This is a genomic window from Pseudomonas sp. URMO17WK12:I9 (assembly GCF_900230165.1).
GTDB classification, from domain to species: Bacteria; Pseudomonadota; Gammaproteobacteria; order Pseudomonadales; family Pseudomonadaceae; genus Aquipseudomonas; species Aquipseudomonas fulva.
In genome coordinates, this window is sequence record NZ_OCMQ01000001.1 from 466147 (window position 1) to 483081 (window position 16935).

The 16935-nt window shown below is 61.1% G+C and carries 16 protein-coding genes and 4 tRNA genes; 11 read left to right on the forward strand and 9 right to left on the reverse strand.

The genetic code is table 11. The annotated features are described in order from the left end of the window. Positions 1–17: 17 nt before the first annotated feature. The 6 genes from CRP40_RS02110 to mgtE all read left to right on the forward strand — a co-directional run bounded on the left by CRP40_RS02110 (position 18) and on the right by mgtE (position 3946). Entirely contained in the window at positions 18–1253 is a 1236-nt protein-coding gene (locus CRP40_RS02110) for an aspartate kinase (protein ID WP_023533761.1), read from the forward strand. A gap of 167 nt (positions 1254–1420) precedes the next feature. Continuing rightward, positions 1421–1609 carry a carbon storage regulator CsrA gene (gene csrA / locus CRP40_RS02115; RefSeq protein WP_023533771.1) on the forward strand — a complete coding sequence of 63 codons (189 nt, stop codon included), beginning with the start codon at positions 1421–1423 and terminating at the stop codon, positions 1607–1609. 72 nt (positions 1610–1681) lie between these two features. Further along, positions 1682–1772: transfer RNA gene (locus tag CRP40_RS02120), tRNA-Ser, on the forward strand. A gap of 106 nt (positions 1773–1878) precedes the next feature. Further along, positions 1879–1955, forward strand: a tRNA-Arg gene (locus CRP40_RS02125). 70 nt (positions 1956–2025) lie between these two features. Further along, positions 2026–2102: transfer RNA gene (locus CRP40_RS02130), tRNA-Arg, on the forward strand. A gap of 401 nt (positions 2103–2503) precedes the next feature. After that, positions 2504–3946 carry a magnesium transporter gene (gene mgtE / locus CRP40_RS02135; protein ID WP_027915922.1) on the forward strand — a complete coding sequence of 481 codons (1443 nt, stop codon included), beginning with the start codon at positions 2504–2506 and terminating at the stop codon, positions 3944–3946. A 130-nt stretch (positions 3947–4076) separates the two neighbouring features. On the opposite strand, the gene CRP40_RS02140 is transcribed toward mgtE, so the two are convergent. Next, on the reverse strand, positions 4077–4403 hold the full coding sequence (locus tag CRP40_RS02140) for an Arc family DNA-binding protein (RefSeq protein ID WP_027915923.1): 327 nt from the start codon (positions 4401–4403) through the stop codon (positions 4077–4079). A gap of 343 nt (positions 4404–4746) precedes the next feature. Between CRP40_RS02140 and phnN the strand changes: the two genes are divergently transcribed. The 3 genes from phnN to CRP40_RS02155 all read left to right on the forward strand — a co-directional run bounded on the left by phnN (position 4747) and on the right by CRP40_RS02155 (position 6728). Next, on the forward strand, positions 4747–5340 hold the full coding sequence (gene phnN / locus CRP40_RS02145) for a phosphonate metabolism protein/1,5-bisphosphokinase (PRPP-forming) PhnN (protein WP_027915924.1): 594 nt from the start codon (positions 4747–4749) through the stop codon (positions 5338–5340). A gap of 110 nt (positions 5341–5450) precedes the next feature. After that, positions 5451–5527: transfer RNA gene (locus CRP40_RS02150), tRNA-Arg, on the forward strand. A 202-nt stretch (positions 5528–5729) separates the two neighbouring features. Further along, the gene (locus tag CRP40_RS02155; protein ID WP_027915925.1) at positions 5730–6728 is read left to right on the forward strand and encodes a diguanylate cyclase; all 999 of its coding nucleotides are present in this window, start codon (positions 5730–5732) and stop codon (positions 6726–6728) included. Between the two features lie 27 nt (positions 6729–6755). Here the strand turns inward: CRP40_RS02155 and lpdA are convergent, their stop codons facing one another. From lpdA to CRP40_RS02175, 4 genes are read right to left on the reverse strand one after another with little or no spacing between them, the layout of a single operon-like run. Then, positions 6756–8135, reverse strand: coding sequence for a dihydrolipoyl dehydrogenase (gene lpdA / locus CRP40_RS02160; protein WP_027915926.1), 1380 nt, complete (start codon positions 8133–8135; stop codon positions 6756–6758). 2 nt (positions 8136–8137) lie between these two features. Next, complete coding sequence (locus tag CRP40_RS02165; RefSeq protein ID WP_027915927.1) at positions 8138–9409, reverse strand: dihydrolipoamide acetyltransferase family protein; 1272 nt, start codon at positions 9407–9409, stop codon at positions 8138–8140. Next, complete coding sequence (locus tag CRP40_RS02170; RefSeq protein WP_027915928.1) at positions 9410–10468, reverse strand: alpha-ketoacid dehydrogenase subunit beta; 1059 nt, start codon at positions 10466–10468, stop codon at positions 9410–9412. A 1-nt stretch (position 10469) separates the two neighbouring features. Further along, positions 10470–11702, reverse strand: coding sequence for a 3-methyl-2-oxobutanoate dehydrogenase (2-methylpropanoyl-transferring) subunit alpha (locus CRP40_RS02175; protein ID WP_027915929.1), 1233 nt, complete (start codon positions 11700–11702; stop codon positions 10470–10472). A 198-nt stretch (positions 11703–11900) separates the two neighbouring features. Between CRP40_RS02175 and bkdR the strand changes: the two genes are divergently transcribed. Together bkdR and CRP40_RS02185 are read left to right on the forward strand one after the other, a co-directional pair. Beyond that, positions 11901–12386: a Bkd operon transcriptional regulator BkdR gene (gene bkdR, locus CRP40_RS02180; protein WP_023533792.1), complete on the forward strand. Its 486-nt coding sequence runs from the start codon at positions 11901–11903 to the stop codon at positions 12384–12386. Positions 12387–12551: 165 nt separating this feature from the next. After that, a complete protein-coding gene (locus tag CRP40_RS02185; RefSeq protein ID WP_027915930.1) occupies positions 12552–13889 on the forward strand; it encodes an MFS transporter in 1338 nt (445 codons plus the stop codon). Positions 13890–14359: 470 nt separating this feature from the next. Here CRP40_RS02185 and CRP40_RS02195 read toward each other — a convergent pair whose 3' ends face one another. The 4 genes from CRP40_RS02195 to flgA form a co-directional block, all read right to left on the reverse strand. Beyond that, complete coding sequence (locus CRP40_RS02195) at positions 14360–15103, reverse strand: flagellar brake protein (protein ID WP_027915931.1); 744 nt, start codon at positions 15101–15103, stop codon at positions 14360–14362. Positions 15104–15182: 79 nt separating this feature from the next. After that, positions 15183–15650, reverse strand: coding sequence for a flagellar protein FlgN (locus CRP40_RS02200; RefSeq protein WP_027915932.1), 468 nt, complete (start codon positions 15648–15650; stop codon positions 15183–15185). Positions 15651–15699: 49 nt separating this feature from the next. Then, positions 15700–16014 carry a flagellar biosynthesis anti-sigma factor FlgM gene (gene flgM / locus CRP40_RS02205; protein ID WP_023533930.1) on the reverse strand — a complete coding sequence of 105 codons (315 nt, stop codon included), beginning with the start codon at positions 16012–16014 and terminating at the stop codon, positions 15700–15702. A 165-nt stretch (positions 16015–16179) separates the two neighbouring features. Further along, entirely contained in the window at positions 16180–16929 is a 750-nt protein-coding gene (gene flgA / locus CRP40_RS02210) for a flagellar basal body P-ring formation chaperone FlgA (RefSeq protein ID WP_027915933.1), read from the reverse strand. Positions 16930–16935 lie beyond the last annotated feature (6 nt).

Sequence of the window (16935 nt, forward strand, 5' to 3'; positions counted from 1 at the left end):
GCTGAGGCACCATTGAAATGGCGTTGATCGTACAGAAATTTGGCGGCACCTCTGTCGGTTCCATCGAGCGGATCGAGCAGGTAGCCGACAAGGTCAAGAAGCACCGTGAGGCAGGCGACGACCTGGTGGTCGTGCTGTCTGCCATGAGCGGCGAAACCAACAGACTGATCGACCTGGCCAAGCAGATCAGCGAGCATCCGGTTCCGCGCGAACTGGATGTGATCGTGTCCACGGGCGAGCAGGTCACCATCGCGCTGTTGGCCATGGCATTGACCAAGCGCGGTGTACCTGCCGTGTCGTACACCGGCAACCAGGTGCGCATCCTGACCGACAGTGCGCACAACAAGGCGCGCATCCTGCAAATTGATGACCAGAAAATCCGCGCTGACCTCAAGGCCGGGCGCGTGGTAGTGGTGGCGGGCTTTCAGGGTGTGGATGAGCACGGCAATATCACCACCCTTGGCCGAGGTGGCTCCGACACTACGGGTGTTGCCCTGGCCGCTGCGCTCAAGGCGCAGGAATGCCAGATCTACACCGATGTCGATGGCGTCTATACCACTGACCCTCGCGTCGTGCCGCTGGCACGACGCCTGGAGAAGATCACCTTCGAAGAGATGCTGGAAATGGCCAGCCTCGGTTCAAAGGTGCTGCAGATCCGCTCGGTGGAATTCGCCGGCAAGTACAACGTCCCGCTGCGCGTGCTGCACAGCTTCAAGGAGGGTCCGGGTACCCTCATTACCATCGATGAAGAGGAATCCATGGAACAGCCGATCATTTCCGGTATCGCCTTCAACCGTGATGAAGCCAAGCTGACCATCCGCGGCGTACCGGACAATCCGGGCGTGGCGTTCAAGATTCTCGGCCCGATCAGTGCATCGAACATCGAAGTGGACATGATCGTGCAGAACGTGGCGCACGATAACACCACCGATTTCACCTTCACCGTACAGCACAACGAATACGAGAAGGCCCAGAGCGTGCTGCAGAACACCGCGCGCGAGATCGGTGCCCGCGAAGTGATCGGTGATACCAAGATCGCCAAGGTTTCCATCGTCGGTGTGGGCATGCGTTCGCACGCCGGCGTTGCAAGCCGCATGTTCGAAGCGCTGGCCAAAGAGAGCATCAACATCCAGATGATCTCCACCTCTGAGATCAAGGTATCGGTCGTGATCGAGGAGAAGTACCTGGAACTGGCGGTGCGCGCCCTGCACACCGCCTTCGAGCTCGACGCCCCGGCTCGACAGAGCGAGTAAGGCCCTGCCTGGGAGGGCGCGGCTTGCCGCGCCCTTCGCGTTTCTGCTCGTTGCGCAGGCCCCGTCCAGGCCTGTGTATTAAGCATTACAGCCCGTGTCGGCGTCCACGACTCGGCTGAAACCCCAAAAGACTGTTACCCCTGAATGTTTTGCGTAAGGAGAAAGCTATGTTGATTCTGACTCGTCGCTGTGCGGAGAGCCTGATCATTGGCGATGGCGAGATCACCGTGACGGTGCTCGGCGTCAAAGGCAACCAGGTACGTATCGGCGTCAGCGCGCCAAAAGAAGTGGCTGTTCACCGCGAGGAAATCTACCTGCGGATCAAGAACGAGAAGGACGAGGAGCCAAGCCTTTAATTCTTTTGAAGTTTTTTTCAAAAAAAGGGTTGCAGACGAGGAAGAACCTGTTTAATATTCGCCTCGTGTTGCGGTGAGGTGGCCGAGTGGCCGAAGGCGCTCCCCTGCTAAGGGAGTATACCTCATAAGGGTATCGGGGGTTCGAATCCCCCCTTCACCGCCATTATTCGCTTAGGTTGCTGTAAGTTGTAAGAACGCTAAGTAGTTGATTTTAAACGAAAAAGTTCTTGCAAAAATGTTTCAGCAACCTATAATGCGCGGCAAGACACGGACTCATAGCTCAGCTGGATAGAGTACTCGGCTACGAACCGAGCGGTCGCAGGTTCGAATCCTGCTGAGTCCGCCACTTTCGAAGTGGCTTTGTTATCAAGGCTGTTTCAAGAAACCAGTGGTAACCTGGTCTAAAACTACCAAACGGACTCATAGCTCAGCTGGATAGAGTACTCGGCTACGAACCGAGCGGTCGCAGGTTCGAATCCTGCTGAGTCCGCCATACCCAAACAGGAAGCCCGCTCATTGAGCGGGCTTTTTGTTTTTCCAGGGTTTGTACTCCCAATCGCTTATACGCCCTACGCCCTACGTTTTACATACGGCTAAGGCGCTCTGTGCCTGCATGCCAAGCCCTTGGCAGGGCGCACACCCAGCTCGCGCAATGCCATTGCACCGATGGTTTCATGCGTTGTCAGAGCAATGACGCGCAAACGATTGTTATAGCCAAAAATTTAAGCGATCTGTCAGCTTGAGCAGTGTATGATTGCGCCCGTCAGCCCCGCCGGGGCTTGTGGATTACCACCATGGACTTACCCAGTAGTTACTCCCCAAACCGTTTCGTACAGATAGATCTAATCGATTGATTCCCCCGGCGTGCTCCGCGGCTGGGAGTGGAGTTCGCCTATGACTGAAGTAGAAGTAAAGAAAGCGCAAGAAAGCCTTCAGGACCGCCTGTCCCAGGTCGTTGACCTGCTTCAGCGCCAGCGCCTGGTCGAAGATGTCACCCACCGCCAGGAGGGTGCGCACAACGACCTGGTAGAAAACCTCGTCTACCGGCAGAATCTCGTCGAGTTGCAGCGCAAGCTCGATGACCTGCACCCCGCCGATATCGCCTACATCCTCGAAGCCTTGCCCCTCGAAGACCGCCTGACGGTCTGGCAGCTGGTGCGCTCGGATCGTGACGGCGACATTCTGCTTGAAGTGTCAGACGCCGTGCGCCAGTCGTTGATCGCCGACATGGACGATCACGAGCTGCTGGCTGCCGCCAAGGAAATGGACGCCGACGAGCTGGCCGACCTGGCACCTGAGTTGCCACGGGATGTGGTCCACGAGCTGATGGAAACCCTCGATGCCCAGCAACGCGAGCGCGTACGCTCTGCGCTGAGCTATGACGAGGAACAAGTCGGCGCGCTGATGGACTTCGAGATGGTGACCATCCGTGAAGACGTCAGCTTGGAAGTGGTATTGCGTTACCTGCGCCGTCTCAAGGAATTGCCCAACCACACCGACAAGCTGTTCGTGGTCGATCACGATGGCATTCTCAAGGGTGTGTTGCCGATCAAGCGCCTGCTGGTCAACGACCCGGACAAGCAAGTGGCCGACGTGATGGCCACCGATCCTGTGTCCTTCCACCCCGATGAAGACGCCTACGACGCAGCCCAGGCCTTCGAGCGCTATGACCTGGTATCGGCACCGGTCGTGGACAAGAGCGATCGGCTCATCGGTCGTCTGACCATCGACGAAATGGTCGACCTGATTCGCGAAGAGAGTGAGAGCGAAGTGCTGAACATGGCCGGTCTGCGCGAAGAAGAGGACATCTTCGCGTCGGTTTGGCGTTCGCTGCGCAACCGTTGGGCGTGGCTGGCCGTGAACCTGATCACCGCTTTCGTCGCATCCCGGGTGATCGGCTTGTTCGAAGGGTCCATCGAGAAGCTGGTTGCCCTGGCTGCGCTGATGCCGATCGTGGCGGGCATCGGTGGCAACTCCGGCAACCAGACCATCACCATGATTGTGCGCGCCATGGCCCTTGACCAGGTATCTCCCGGTAATACCTCGCGCCTGATGCGCAAAGAGCTGGCGGTGTCCTTGATCAACGGATTGATATGGGGTGGCGTCATCGGTGCCGTGGCCTTCTGGCTCTATGGCAGCTGGTCGCTGGGCCTGGTAATGACAGCCGCGATGACCTTGAACCTGCTGCTCGCGGCCCTGATGGGCGTGTTGATACCGATGACCTTGACGCGGCTGGGGCGCGACCCGGCAATGGGGTCGAGCGTGATGATCACCGCAGTCACCGACAGCGGCGGCTTCTTTATCTTCCTGGGGCTCGCCACGGTGTTCCTGCTCTAACGGCTCGGGGCGTTACGCCTTGCGTAACGCCTGGCCTGCCTGGGTGATAGATGGCAGGTAAGCGGCTACCCCTCAAAACAAAAAAGCCAGCATCAGCTGGCTTTTTTGTGGGTGACAGCAAAGGTTTGCGTCAGGAAGCGTCGGCGGCCATTTCCACGTCATGGGCAATCAGGGCAACCAGTGCATTCTGCTGGCGATGGGAGAGCTGGCGGAAGCGTTGCAGCAGCTCGCGTTCGTGCAACGACAGTTCAGGGCTGTCCAGGCGCATGCTCAATTCCTCACCCAGGGCACCTTCCTGGATAAGGCTCTGCTCCAGGCGTGCAATGATCTCCGAGTTCATGCTGCGGTGGTGGTTGCGTGCTACCTCGGCGATGCGCTCACGCATCCCGTCTGGCAGGCGAACGACGAACTTGTCAGCAGTGCGGCTCGAATAAATAGCCTGTTTCATTGGGCGCATATAAATTGACCAGATTTTGGTTCAGGGGAAGCGGTTCTCAAATTGGCCGCGCGGGGTGGAAATACGACCGCCTTATCGCCAAAATGTTCAACCGGTTGTGCAGATGGACGCTCATCTTGCCTCAATTCTGCCGTTTCCTTGGCGTCAATTCTGTGACAAATAGTGATCTTCATAAAGGCTTTATGCCAGTACCAATTATCAGAAATGAGCACTGGTTAAAATTTTCCCACGTCCACTAGCGGCCTCACGTCAGATGTATCCCCGCTAATCCTGCAAAAAACCTGAAACCTGTGCCGAAAGTAGCGTCAAACGCACAGGTTCTTAACCAGAGAGCATAGTGGCAATGCACCATGATGCAAGCTGCGTTTCGCGCCCTAAAGGCAGGCTGATTCTGTTGATCGGACCGTCTGGCGCGGGCAAAGATTCATTGATCGACGCTGCCAGACCGCAGCTGGCGGCAGCGCGTGTCGAAATCGCCCGTCGGGTCATCACACGCTCGCCAGAGGCCAAAGGGGAGGCAGCGATAGGCGTCGATGCCGAGGAGTTCGATCAGATGAAGCTGCAAGGCGCGTTCGCCATGCATTGGCAGGCCAACGGGTTGCAGTACGGCATTCCCCGGCAGATAGACGAGTGGCTAGCGCAGGGCAGGTCGGTGCTGGTAAACGGCTCGCGCGGCCACCTGGCTCAGGCGCGTATCCGCTACCCTGACTTGCTGGCCATCCGTGTGGACGTCAGTCTCGATATCCTGCGTCAACGCCTGCAGGCCCGCGGCCGGGAGACTCAAGCCGAGATCGACCAGCGCCTGGCTCGGCATGTCAGCTTGAGTGATGCGGCCGACTATGGCGTACGAACGGTGGACAACTCGACTACGCTGTCCACGGCAGTGGAGGCCTTGCTGGGCATGTTGCGAGAAGAGGGCGTTATCCAGGCTCACTAGGGCTGCGGAAAAGGATTACGCTCAAATGGCACTCCAACACATGACAAACGGCGACACGCTGGTTAACATGCACGCCGTCCCGCTGAGCAGCGCCTGCTGCCAGTTGTTGTGTCTCAGTAGCTCAATTGGATAGAGCATCCCCCTCCTAAGGGGAAGGTTGCAGGTTCAATTCCTGCCTGGGACGCCATTTCTCCCCAGTGCCTCCAGCACTCCGTTCTCCTGCGCCAATCGCCCGTTACAAATCTACGCCTTAAGACGTATTTCAGCCCTACGCCCGTACCCCTATGCTTGCCCAGTCAAAGGCCACCCTCACTGGGCGCGCGCCGTCTCTGTCCACCTTCAGCAGCCCTTGGACTGGGGGCGCAGTTGCTGGTTATCCAGGAGTTTGCATGAACCAGCACGTCACCCCCGTGCCCACGGGCTTTACCCAGGAGCAGCTGCACACGCTCTATGACCTGATCAGCGACGGTATCTGGGACTGGGATGCCAACACGGGTTATGTCTATCGCAATCCTGGCTGGTACCTCATGCTCGGCTATGCGCCTCACTCGCAGGAAAACTCGGTATTGACCTGGGAGCGGTTGATCCACCCCGACGATTTCCAGCGTGTCATGGCCCACTTCGATGCCTATATCCATCAGCGCAACGAGCGTTACCTGGTCGAGTACCGGTGCCGCTGCGCCGACGGCAGCTACCTGTGGGTCGAAGACAGTGGGTACGTCATTGCACGCAATCCGGACGGCTCGGTGGCACGCATGCTGGGTGCCCATCGCAACATCGACAGCGGCAAGCGGCAACTGGCGCAGCTTGAGCGGCGCAACCAATCGCTGGAATGTCTGGTCGCCGAGCGCACGCGCGAATTGTCCTGGGTGAACGAGCAGCTCCAGCGCCAACTGGACGAAAACCGCGAGCTTGCCGAGCGTGATTCCCTGACGCGCATCGCCAACCGCTATCGGTTGGAGAATGTGCTCAAGCAGGAGTGCGAGCGGGCTCAGCGCTTTCGCCAGCCGCTGTCGATCATCGCCATGGACATGGATGACTTCAAGCCTATCAACGACCAATACGGCCATGCGCAGGGGGACGCCGCCTTGGTTCGCGTAGCCGAGGCATTGCGCTCACGCCAGCGCACTACCGACTTGCTGGCGCGTTGGGGGGGTGATGAATTTGTCCTGGTCCTGGCCCAGACGAGCCTGGAGCAAGCCTGCGCCTGCGCCGAACAACTGCGCGAGGTGGTAGCGCAGTTGGAGCCCATTGGCGAGTGTCGATTGACCTTGAGCTACGGCGTGGTGCAGTGGCGCGAAGACGACGACCCGCACAGTCTGCTGGCGCGCGCCGATCAGGCGCTTTACCGGGCAAAGGGCGCAGGCAAGAACGCCGTCGCCCAATGACCTGGCTGACCCAGGCTGCGGCAAGGGTCAGATGTGCAGTGCGTGGCCCAGCGCGCGCAGGGCGGCCTCCTGGACCGCCTCGCCCAGGGTTGGGTGGGCATGAATCGTGCCTGCCACATCCTCCAGCCGCGCGCCCATTTCCAATGACTGGGCAAAGGCAGTGGACAGTTCGGAGACAGCCACGCCTACCGCTTGCCAACCCAGCACGAGGTGGTTGTCGCGGCGTGCCACCACCCGCACAAACCCCGTCTTGGACTCCAGGCTCATGGCCCGCCCGTTGGCGGCAAAGGGGAATTGCGCCACGATGCAGTCCAGCCCTTGCGCCACCGCCTGATCAGGGGTCAGGCCAGCGACGACCACTTCCGGGTCGGTGAAGCACACCGCAGCGATCGCAGCCGGCTCGAAGCGACGTGCCTTGCCAGCGATGCGTTCGGCGACCATTTCGCCTTGGGCCATCGCCCGGTGCGCCAGCATCGGCTCGCCCGCCACGTCACCAATGGCCCACACGTTGCGCATGCTGGTCTGGCACTGCGCGTCGATGGCAATCGCCGCGCCATTCATGCGCAGGTCCAGGCATTCGAGGTTAAAACCTTGGGTGCGCGGGCGCCTGCCGGCCGCTACCAGTACCCTGTCGGCATCAAGGCGCAGGGGCGAGCCTTCGCTATTGCGGGCCACCAGCGTGCCTTGCTCATAGCCTTCCACCTTGTGGTCGAGGTAAACGGCGATGCCGAGCTTTTTCAGCGACTCGGCCACGGGGGCGGTGAGCTCGGCGTCGTAGGTGGGCAACACCCGTTCGCGGGCCTCCACCACACTCACCTGCGCACCCAGCTTGCGGTACGCAGTGCCCAGTTCCAAACCGATGTATCCGCCACCGACCACCACCAAATGGCGCGGCACCGTAGTGGGCGTCAGTGCCTCGGTCGATGAAATGACGGCGTCCCCCAGCGGCAGCATGGGCAGCTCAATGCTGCTCGAGCCCGTGGCCAGCAACAGGTGCTCGCAGCGGATGCGCTGGTCGTCGACCTCCACGTGCTTGCCGTCGAGCAACTTCGCCCAGCCCTGGATGACCTTGACCCCGTGCTTTTTCAGCAGGGCGGCTACACCGGTAGTCAGCCGGTCGACGATACCGTCTTTCCATGCAACGCTCTGATGAATGTCCAGCTCGGGGGAGGCTACGCGGATGCCAAGTTGGGAGCCCTCGGCAAACCGGGTGGCTTGATGGAACTGCTCGGCTACATGAATCAAGGCTTTTGACGGAATGCAACCGATGTTCAGGCACGTTCCGCCCAGCGCTTGCCCTTCGACCAGGACCGTAGGTATGCCCAACTGGCTGGCGCGGATGGCGGCCACATAGCCGCCGGGGCCGCCGCCGATGATCAGCAGCGTGGTTTCGATGATCGGTTGCATGCTCACTCCACAAACAGGCAGGCGGGTTGTTCCAGCAGGCTTCGCACGGCCTGGATGAACAGCGCGGCGTCCATGCCATCGACCACACGGTGGTCGAACGAGCTGGACAGGTTCATCATCTTGCGCACCACGATCTGGCCGTCGATGACCACGGGCCGCTCGACCATGCGGTTGACGCCCACGATGGCCACTTCCGGGGTGTTGACCACTGGCGTGCTGACGATGCCGCCCAGTGCGCCGAGGCTGGTCAGGGTGATGGTCGAACCCGACAGTTCTTCGCGGCTGGCCTTGTTGGTGCGAGCGGCATTGGCCACACGGGCGATTTCCGCTGCATTGGCCCACAGGTTGCCTGCCTCGGCATGGCGCAGCACCGGCACCATCAGGCCGTTGTCCCCTTGAGTCGCGATGCCGACGTGCACCGCGCCATGGCGGGTGATGACCTGTGCTTCGTCATCGTACGTGGCGTTGATCTGTGGAAAATCACGCAGTGCCACGACCAGCGCACGGACCAGGAACGGCAGCAGGGTGAGCTTGCCGCGGTCTTGGCCGTGCTTGCCGTTGAGCTGCTGGCGCAGCGCTTCGAGAGCAGTGACGTCGATTTCTTCGACGTAGCTGAAGTGGGCCACGCGCCGTTTGGCGTCCTGCATGCGCTGGGCGATCTTGCGCCGCAAGCCGATTACCGGGACTTGCTCGCTGTCGGTGCGCTTGCCGTAGCCGCTTGGCGCTTGCTCACCGGTGCGTTGGGGCTGGCTGAGGAAGGCATCGAGGTCTTCATGCAGGATGCGCCCGGCAGGGCCGCTCCCATGCACATAACGCAGCTCGATGCCGGCATCCAGCGCGCGTTTGCGCACCGCGGGCGAGGCGAGGGGTTTGTCGCTGGCCTGGCGGGGCGCCAGCGGTGCGGCCGGGCGGTTGGCCGGGGGCGTCAGCGTGGCCTGCGCGGGTTGTTCCTGTGCAGCCTGCTTGGGGGCTTCGCTGGCAGGTGGTGTTTCGGCGGCCTTGGCCTGCGGGGCGTCCACATGGTTGCCGTTGCCTTCGACTTCGATGCGGATCAGCTCGCTGCCAACCGACATCACTTCCCCAGGCTGGCCGCCCAGGGCCATGACCTTGCCACTGACCGGGGAGGGGATCTCCACCGTGGCCTTGTCGGTCATGACATCGGCCACGACCTGATCCTCGGCGATCAGGTCGCCCACCTTGACGAACCACTCGACCAACTCAACCTGCGCGATGCCTTCGCCAATGTCCGGCATCTTGATGACATGCGTGCCCATTCAGACCTCCATGACCTTTTTCAATGCCGCACCCACCCGCGATGGCCCTGGGAAATACGCCCACTCCTGTGCATGGGGGTAGGGCGTGTCCCAACCGGTTACGCGCTCGATGGGCGCCTCCAGGTGATGGAAGCAGTGCTCTTGCACCAGCGCGACCAGTTCGGCACCGAACCCGCAGGTTCGCGTGGCCTCATGTACCACCACGCAGCGGCCGGTCTTCTGCACCGAGGCGACGATGGTTTCCAGGTCCAGCGGCCACAGGCTGCGCAGGTCGATCACCTCGGCATCGACGCCTGTCTCTTCGGCCGCGACCTGGGCGACATAGACCGTCGTGCCATAGGTGAGGACCGTGACGTCGTTGCCGGGCCGGGTTACCACTGCCTTGTCCAGGGGCACGGTGTAGTAACCGTCGGGCACGGCGCTTTGGGGATGCTTGGACCATGGCGTCACAGGACGGTCGTGGTGGCCATCGAAGGGGCCGTTGTACAGGCGCTTGGGCTCAAGGAAGATGACCGGGTCATCGCACTCGATCGAGGCAATGAGCAGCCCCTTGGCGTCATAGGGGTTGGACGGCATGACGGTGCGCAGCCCGCACACCTGGGTGAACATCGCTTCCGGGCTCTGGCTGTGGGTCTGGCCACCATAAATGCCCCCGCCACATGGCATGCGCAGGGTCAGCGGCGAGATGAACTCGCCAGCAGAGCGGTAACGCAGCCGCGCCATTTCCGACACGATCTGGTCCGAGGCTGGATAGAAATAGTCGGCGAACTGAATCTCCACCACCGGCCGCAAGCCGTAGGCACCCATGCCCACCGCCGTGCCGACGATGCCGCTTTCGGAAATCGGGGCATCGAACACCCGCGATTTGCCGTACTTGTTCTGCAGGCCCTCGGTGCATCGGAAGACGCCGCCGAAGTAACCGACGTCCTGGCCATACACGACCACGTTATCGTCGCGCTCGAGCATGATGTCCATGGCCGAGCGCAGGGCCTGGATCATGGTCATGGTGGTGGTGGCCATGGCGGTTTCCGGGTTGATGCTGTTGTTGTGATCGTTCATTTCAGACCCCCAGTTCCTGACGTTGGCGACGCAGGTGGTCCGGCATTTCCTTGTACACGTCCTCGAACATCGAAGCGGCACTGGGGATGTGTCCGTTGGCAAGGGTGCCGTACTGCTCGGCTTCCTTCTGCGCGGCGATCACGGCAGCCTCGAATTCGGCCGTGGTGGCTTGGTGTTCTTCTTCGGACCAGTGGCCGATCTTGACCAGGTGCTGCTTCAGGCGAGCGATCGGATCGCCCAGCGGGAAGTGGCTCCAATCGTCCGCAGGGCGGTACTTGGACGGATCATCGGACGTGGAATGCGGGCCAGCACGGTAGGTGACCCACTCGATCAGGCTGGGGCCGAGGCCGCGGCGTGCGCGTTCGGCTGCCCAGCGCGAGGCCGCGTAGACGGCCACGAAGTCGTTGCCGTCCACGCGCAACGAGGCGATGCCACAGCCCACGCCGCGGCCGGCGAAGGTGGTGGACTCGCCGCCAGCGATGGCCTGGAACGTGGAAATCGCCCACTGGTTGTTGACCACGTTGAGGATGACTGGGGCGCGGTAGACGTGGGCGAAGGTAAGGGCGGTGTGGAAGTCCGATTCGGCGGTGGCACCATCGCCGATCCAGGCCGAGGCGATCTTGGTATCGCCCTTGATGGCCGAGGCCATGGCCCAGCCCACCGCTTGCACGAATTGGGTCGCCAGGTTGCCGCTGATGGTGAAAAAGCCAGCCTCGCGTACCGAATACATGATTGGCAACTGGCGGCCCTTGAGCGGATCACGCTCGTTGGAGAGCAGTTGGCAGATCATGTCCACCAGCGAAACGTCACGGGCGATCAGGATGCTTTGCTGGCGATAGGTCGGAAAGCACATGTCGGTGCGGTTCAGCGCCAGTGCCTGGGCACTGCCGATGGCTTCTTCGCCCAGGCTCTGCATGTAGAAGGACATCTTCTTCTGGCGCTGGGCGACGACCATGCGGCTGTCGAAGATCCGGGTCTTGAGCATGGCGCGCATGCCCTGACGCAGTACCTGGGGGTCAATGTCCTCGGCCCAGGGGCCCTGGGCATTGCCCTGTTCATCCAGCACGCGCACCAGGCTGCCGGACAAGTCGGCGGTATCGGCGGCTTCTACGTCGATGGGCGGTTTACGGACCTGGCCGGCGTCATTCAGGCGCAGGTAGGAAAAATCGGTCTGGCAGCCTGGCCGGCCGGTAGGCTCGGGCACATGCAGGCGCAGGGGGGCGTACTCGTTCATGCTGTTTACGCTCGCTCGGGTATTTGTTTTTGTGAGCTTTGAAGCGGTCGCTGCTGAGTGCCGGCTCGTGACCAGCAGGTCAGCGTTAACTACATGTTAGTTGCCTCGGCGCAGAATATTTCTCTCTAGTTGATTGCCTTTGGCGAGCAGGCCAGATAAACATTTCGCATAAACACAAAAAACCGGTGATTTTGTCTCATGCGCAAACTCGATCGTACCGATATCGGCATTCTCAACAGCCTTCAGGAAAACGCCCGCATTACCAACGCCGAGCTGGCACGTTCGGTCAACCTGTCGCCTACGCCCTGTTTCAATCGGGTGCGGGCCATGGAGGAGCTGGGCGTCATTCGCCAGCAGGTCACGCTGTTGTCGCCCGAGGTGCTGGGGCTGGATGTGAATGTATTCATTCATGTGAGCCTGGAAAAACAGATAGAGCAGGCATTGCACCGCTTCGAGGAAGAGATCGCCGAACGGCCCGAGGTCATGGAGTGCTACCTGATGACTGGCGACCCGGACTACCTGCTACGTGTGCTACTGCCCAGCATTCAGGCGCTGGAGCGGTTTCTGGATTACCTGACCCGCCTGCCGGGCGTTGCCAACATTCGTTCCAGCTTCGCCCTCAAGCAGGTGCGTTACAAGACAGCCCTGCCGTTACCGGCAAACGGTATGACCTTGCGCGAATGACTGCTGTCCAAGTTCGTCGGTGCCCTGTGGCGTGGCCTGACCCGTCTATCACCTGGCCACGGACGAGGGACTATTCGATTTTGCAGCACGGGGCCTGCAACGCCTGTCGTAAGCCTTTATTCTGCACGTACCACTGCCAGCTCAACCCGGGAGCCGAAGGGATTTATGCGCACTATCTGGAAGCCGTTTCAGTCGTTGTATTTCGCTGCATTGATGATGTTGATCGGCTCGGGCCTGCTCAGTACCTACCTGGCGCTGCGCCTAGCTGCCGACAACGTCGATAGCCTGTGGGTCGGTGCCTTGATGGCGGCCAACTACTTCGGCCTCGCCGTGGGCGGCAAGGTCGGCCACCGGCTCATCGGCCGAGTAGGGCATATACGCGCCTATGCCACCTGCGCCGGTATCGTCGGCGCCGCCGTGCTCGGGCATGGCCTGACCAACTGGCTGCCGGCCTGGGTCGGGCTGCGGATGATCGTGGGCCTGGGCATGATGTGCCAGTACATGGTCATCGAAAGCTGGCTCAACGAGCAGGCGGACGTGAAGTACCGGGGCGCGGTGTTCAGTGGGTACATGATCGCGTCCTACCTGGGCCTGGTGTTGGGTCAGCTGATACTGGTGGTGCACCCTGAGCTGGGGCTTGAGCTGCTGATGCTGGTCGCGATGTGCTTCGCCTTGTGCCTGGTACCGGTGGCCATGACCCGCCGCATCCACCCTGCGCCGCTGCGTCCGGCACCCATGGAGCCGAAGTTCTTCATCAAGCGCGTACCGCAGTCGCTCAGTACCGTACTGGGTTCGGGTTTGATCGTCGGCTCGTTCTACGGCCTTGCTCCGCTGTATGCCGCCAGCCAGGGCCTGAGCACCGAGCAGATCGGTCTGTTCATGGGCTGCTGCATCTTCGCAGGGCTGGTGGTTCAGTGGCCGCTGGGCTGGTTGTCGGACCGTTACGACCGTGCGGTGTTGATTCGCAGTGTCGCGGTGGGGCTGGCTGTGACCGCCGCGCCGCTGGCGATCCTGCCCGACGTGCCGCTGGAGGTGCTGTTCGCCATGGGCTTTGTGGTGTCGCTGTTGCAGTTCAGCCTGTACCCGCTGGCCGTGGCTTTTTCCAACGACCACGTGGAGAGCGAGCGCCGCGTTTCGCTGACTGCCATGCTGCTGGTGACTTATGGCGTAGGGGCGTGCATCGGCCCACTGGCTGCCGGCGTGCTGATGAAAGTGCTGGGGGTGCAGATGTTGTACGCCTTCTTCGTGTTCTTTGCCCTCGTGTTGGTCTGGCGCATCCGTCCAAAAGCCGTTACTGGCCTGCACCAGGTCCAGGATGCCCCCTTGGGCCACGTCGCCATGCCCGCCGCCGGCTCGCCCCTGTCGGCAGCGCTGGACCCACGTGTGGATGAGCAGACCGTGCAGGATGTGATGCAGACACCGGTAGCGGCCGAGGATACGGAGGAGGCCGAGAAAGACAGCGAGTCGCCGCAGGAGGAGCTTCAGGGGGACAAGCCGGTTTGAATGTGGGGGAAGTTTGGGCAGCTGCTTGAGCATGAAATCAGAGACATGCGCTGTTTTGCTGTAGCTGTAGCTGTTGCTGTTGCTGCTTCTAAGCGCGCGGTAGCCCAGGCGCCGCAGATCGCGACTTCAGGAGGCCGAGCGCAGGGCTTGCGCAGGGAGGTGACAGGCATGGATGCCTGTCAAGCGCTGGGCCCCAGGATGGGGCCTGCAGCGCGGCCCTCCCGGGAGCAAGCCCGGAGCGAGGGAACCCCGGAGCGCAGCGCAGGGGCCGTATGATAGGAGCAGGCGGTTTTTGCTTACTTTTTGACAAGACAAAAAGTGAGCCGCCGTAAAGGCGGAAGGGTGACTGCGCGCCACCCTCGCCAATGAATGCCTACACGTCCTGAGCGCCTACACCAACGCTTCAAACCCTACTCGATACCACCAAACCCCAGAACTGCCGAGAAACCGAACTAGCCGCCAGCTGCAAATCAATAATCGTCCTTATCAAACCGCCGCGCCTCACGCTGCAGCTGATAGACAAAACTCTCCACCTTGCGCTGGGCAGGCCCACTGAGGTTATGAAAACGAACCCCAGCAAACGTGGTATTGATGCGCTCTTCATAATGCAGATGGCGCAGCTCGACCATGGTATCCACCAACCCAAGCGGTGCGCCGGCCTTGAAGCGTTCATAGACCTGACCCAGCTGCAGGCGATCCTCGACATTACCGTCAAAGCGCAGCTTGCACCCGGTAGCTGACACATCCAGCAACTTGCCACGCAAGGCACCATTGCCCTTGAGGTGCGTGCCATCAAGCATGATGTCCACCAGCTGCGACAGCTTCAGCGCGGCACGAAATGCGTTGCGGCGCTGGTGGTAGGTCATCTCCAGTGGCAGGCCGCCGCGGTAGCAGCGATGGCCGTCCACTTCGCTGATGCGCAAGCCGTGGGTGCATTCCCAGGCGATGCGCACACCATCATGAAAGCCTTCCACCCGGAAATGCTCGCCGTTTTCGATGAATTTCTCACCGTCGCGGGGGATCAGCTCGTCAAGCGCCAGCACATTGTTTTCCCGATCGACGTCCACCACGTAACTCTGGAAGCGATGGCCTCGGTCATGGAAGGTGATGATCAGGGGGTCGTGACTTTCCTGGAGCTGCCGTAAATTGGCCGCAATTTCCAAGGGTGTGCTCAGCACCTTGGGCGGTTGCGGGGCATCGGATTCATTGAACACGGCTTGACGTTCTCCAGGCAAAAGCAACACAGGCAATTAACAGCATTTTGCCAGTATGTGCCGTGCCTTGATAGGGAAATCACACTTGGCTGAGGGCGCGCGGCTTGGTCAGGGGCGAGGTGCTGCCGCGGCTGTTGTAGAGCGAGGGTGAGTCACCGCCCATGAGAATGCGTACCTGATTATTGGTGACCTGTTGCTGAACCTGAATGATACGGCCATTGGTCAAGTTGACCTGCTGACATTCATCCATCAGCTGCGCCAGCGTATCGAGTCGCTCCAGCATCACGTCACCGTGCGGCGATTGCGCCGCCACCGCCTGTACGCCGGCGCGGTCTGCGCTCAGGCCCAGGTCGGTCAGCAACTGGCCACGGCGCTGGCCGTGTTGTTCGAGCAGGATGATCAGTGACTGTTTGCGCGCCAGGATCTGCTCGAGCAACTGCATGTCGCGACCGTGCAGCGCGACGGCCTCGTTCTGCAGCAGCTCGAGCAGCTCCTGCATGGGGGCAATGTCTTGTTCGATCAGTTGCAGCAGCGTGGTGTCATGCATGGCTAACTCCCGGTTTTCAAGCGTCCATTGAAGTCAGCGCACCCGACGGTCAACGCTGTGCTTCGAAATCAAGCAGCTTGCTGGCGACCCGGCCGGCATCAACCTGGTAGCTGCCGTCGGCAATGGCCTGTTTGAGCTGGGCTACCTTGGCGCTGTTGACGACGGGTTCATCGCGCAGCTTGTCGCTGATCTTTTGCAACTGCTGGGCCTCTGGGCTCAGGTGTACGGCTTCTCCGCTTGCACCCGCGCCCTTTACTGTTTCCTGGCTGGCGGCCGGCTTTTCAGTGCTGCCAGGGGCATTGCTGCCGCGTACGCCGCCGGTGACGGCCGGGGAATTATTCAAACGACTGAAGTCGATGACCATGATCAGAAAACCTCTGGGTTTATGGACGCTTGCCTTGTTTTCGGCCAACTCACGATAAACTTTAGGCACAAATGCGTGGCTGTCTTGAGCGACAGCCTGTTACCCGTTTTCTGACACAGTCTAAAAAAAGCGGTTCCCGTGCGCCAGCGGCTTTCGCCCACTGGCTTACATGCTCACCTCGACCTGGCCCGGGCCTGTCACCATGGCCTTGACCACGCGTTTGGAATTGAGGTTGCGCACCCGAATCTGCTCGCTGATGCCGCCTTTGCTCAGCGCCTCGCCAGGCATGCGTACGCTCAACGTGCCGCTGCGGGCAACGATCACCACATGATCGCCTTTGCGCACCACCTCCGCCTGCTCCAGGTGCTGAGGCGTCAGCACCTGATCCATCACCGTCGGGCGCAGCATCTTCATGCCGACCGCCTGGCCCATATCGGTCAGAAACCCTTGGCCCAGCGTGCCGACGTCCCGTTCGCGCAGGGCCACATCACCTTCGCTCACCACGTTGTCCCGTCGCAGCGGGCGGGTGACCACGACCACCTCGCGGAACAAGCGAACAGTGGCGGGCACGAACACGGTCCAAGGCGCCGCGCCGTCGCAGCGCACACGCACCGTCACCCGCCCCAGCGGCACGCTCGGGCTTTCCAACGAGGCGTCGAGCGCCTGGCTGCACAGGGGCATGCGCAACCGTGGGTCCAACGGGTTGACCTGAATCTCGTAGCGGCCGGCCGTTTGGGTCGTGGCGAGATAATCTTCGACGGTGAACTCAAGAAACCCCTGGGTGACACCGATAAGCTGTTCAGGCATGGTGAACGTGTCCGCCCAGGTGCGAACCGGTACCAGCAGGCACAGTGCGGCCAGCAAGCCAGCCAGCAGGCGCGTCAATCGTCGGGAAACTGTCGTTTTCATGTACATGGCGCT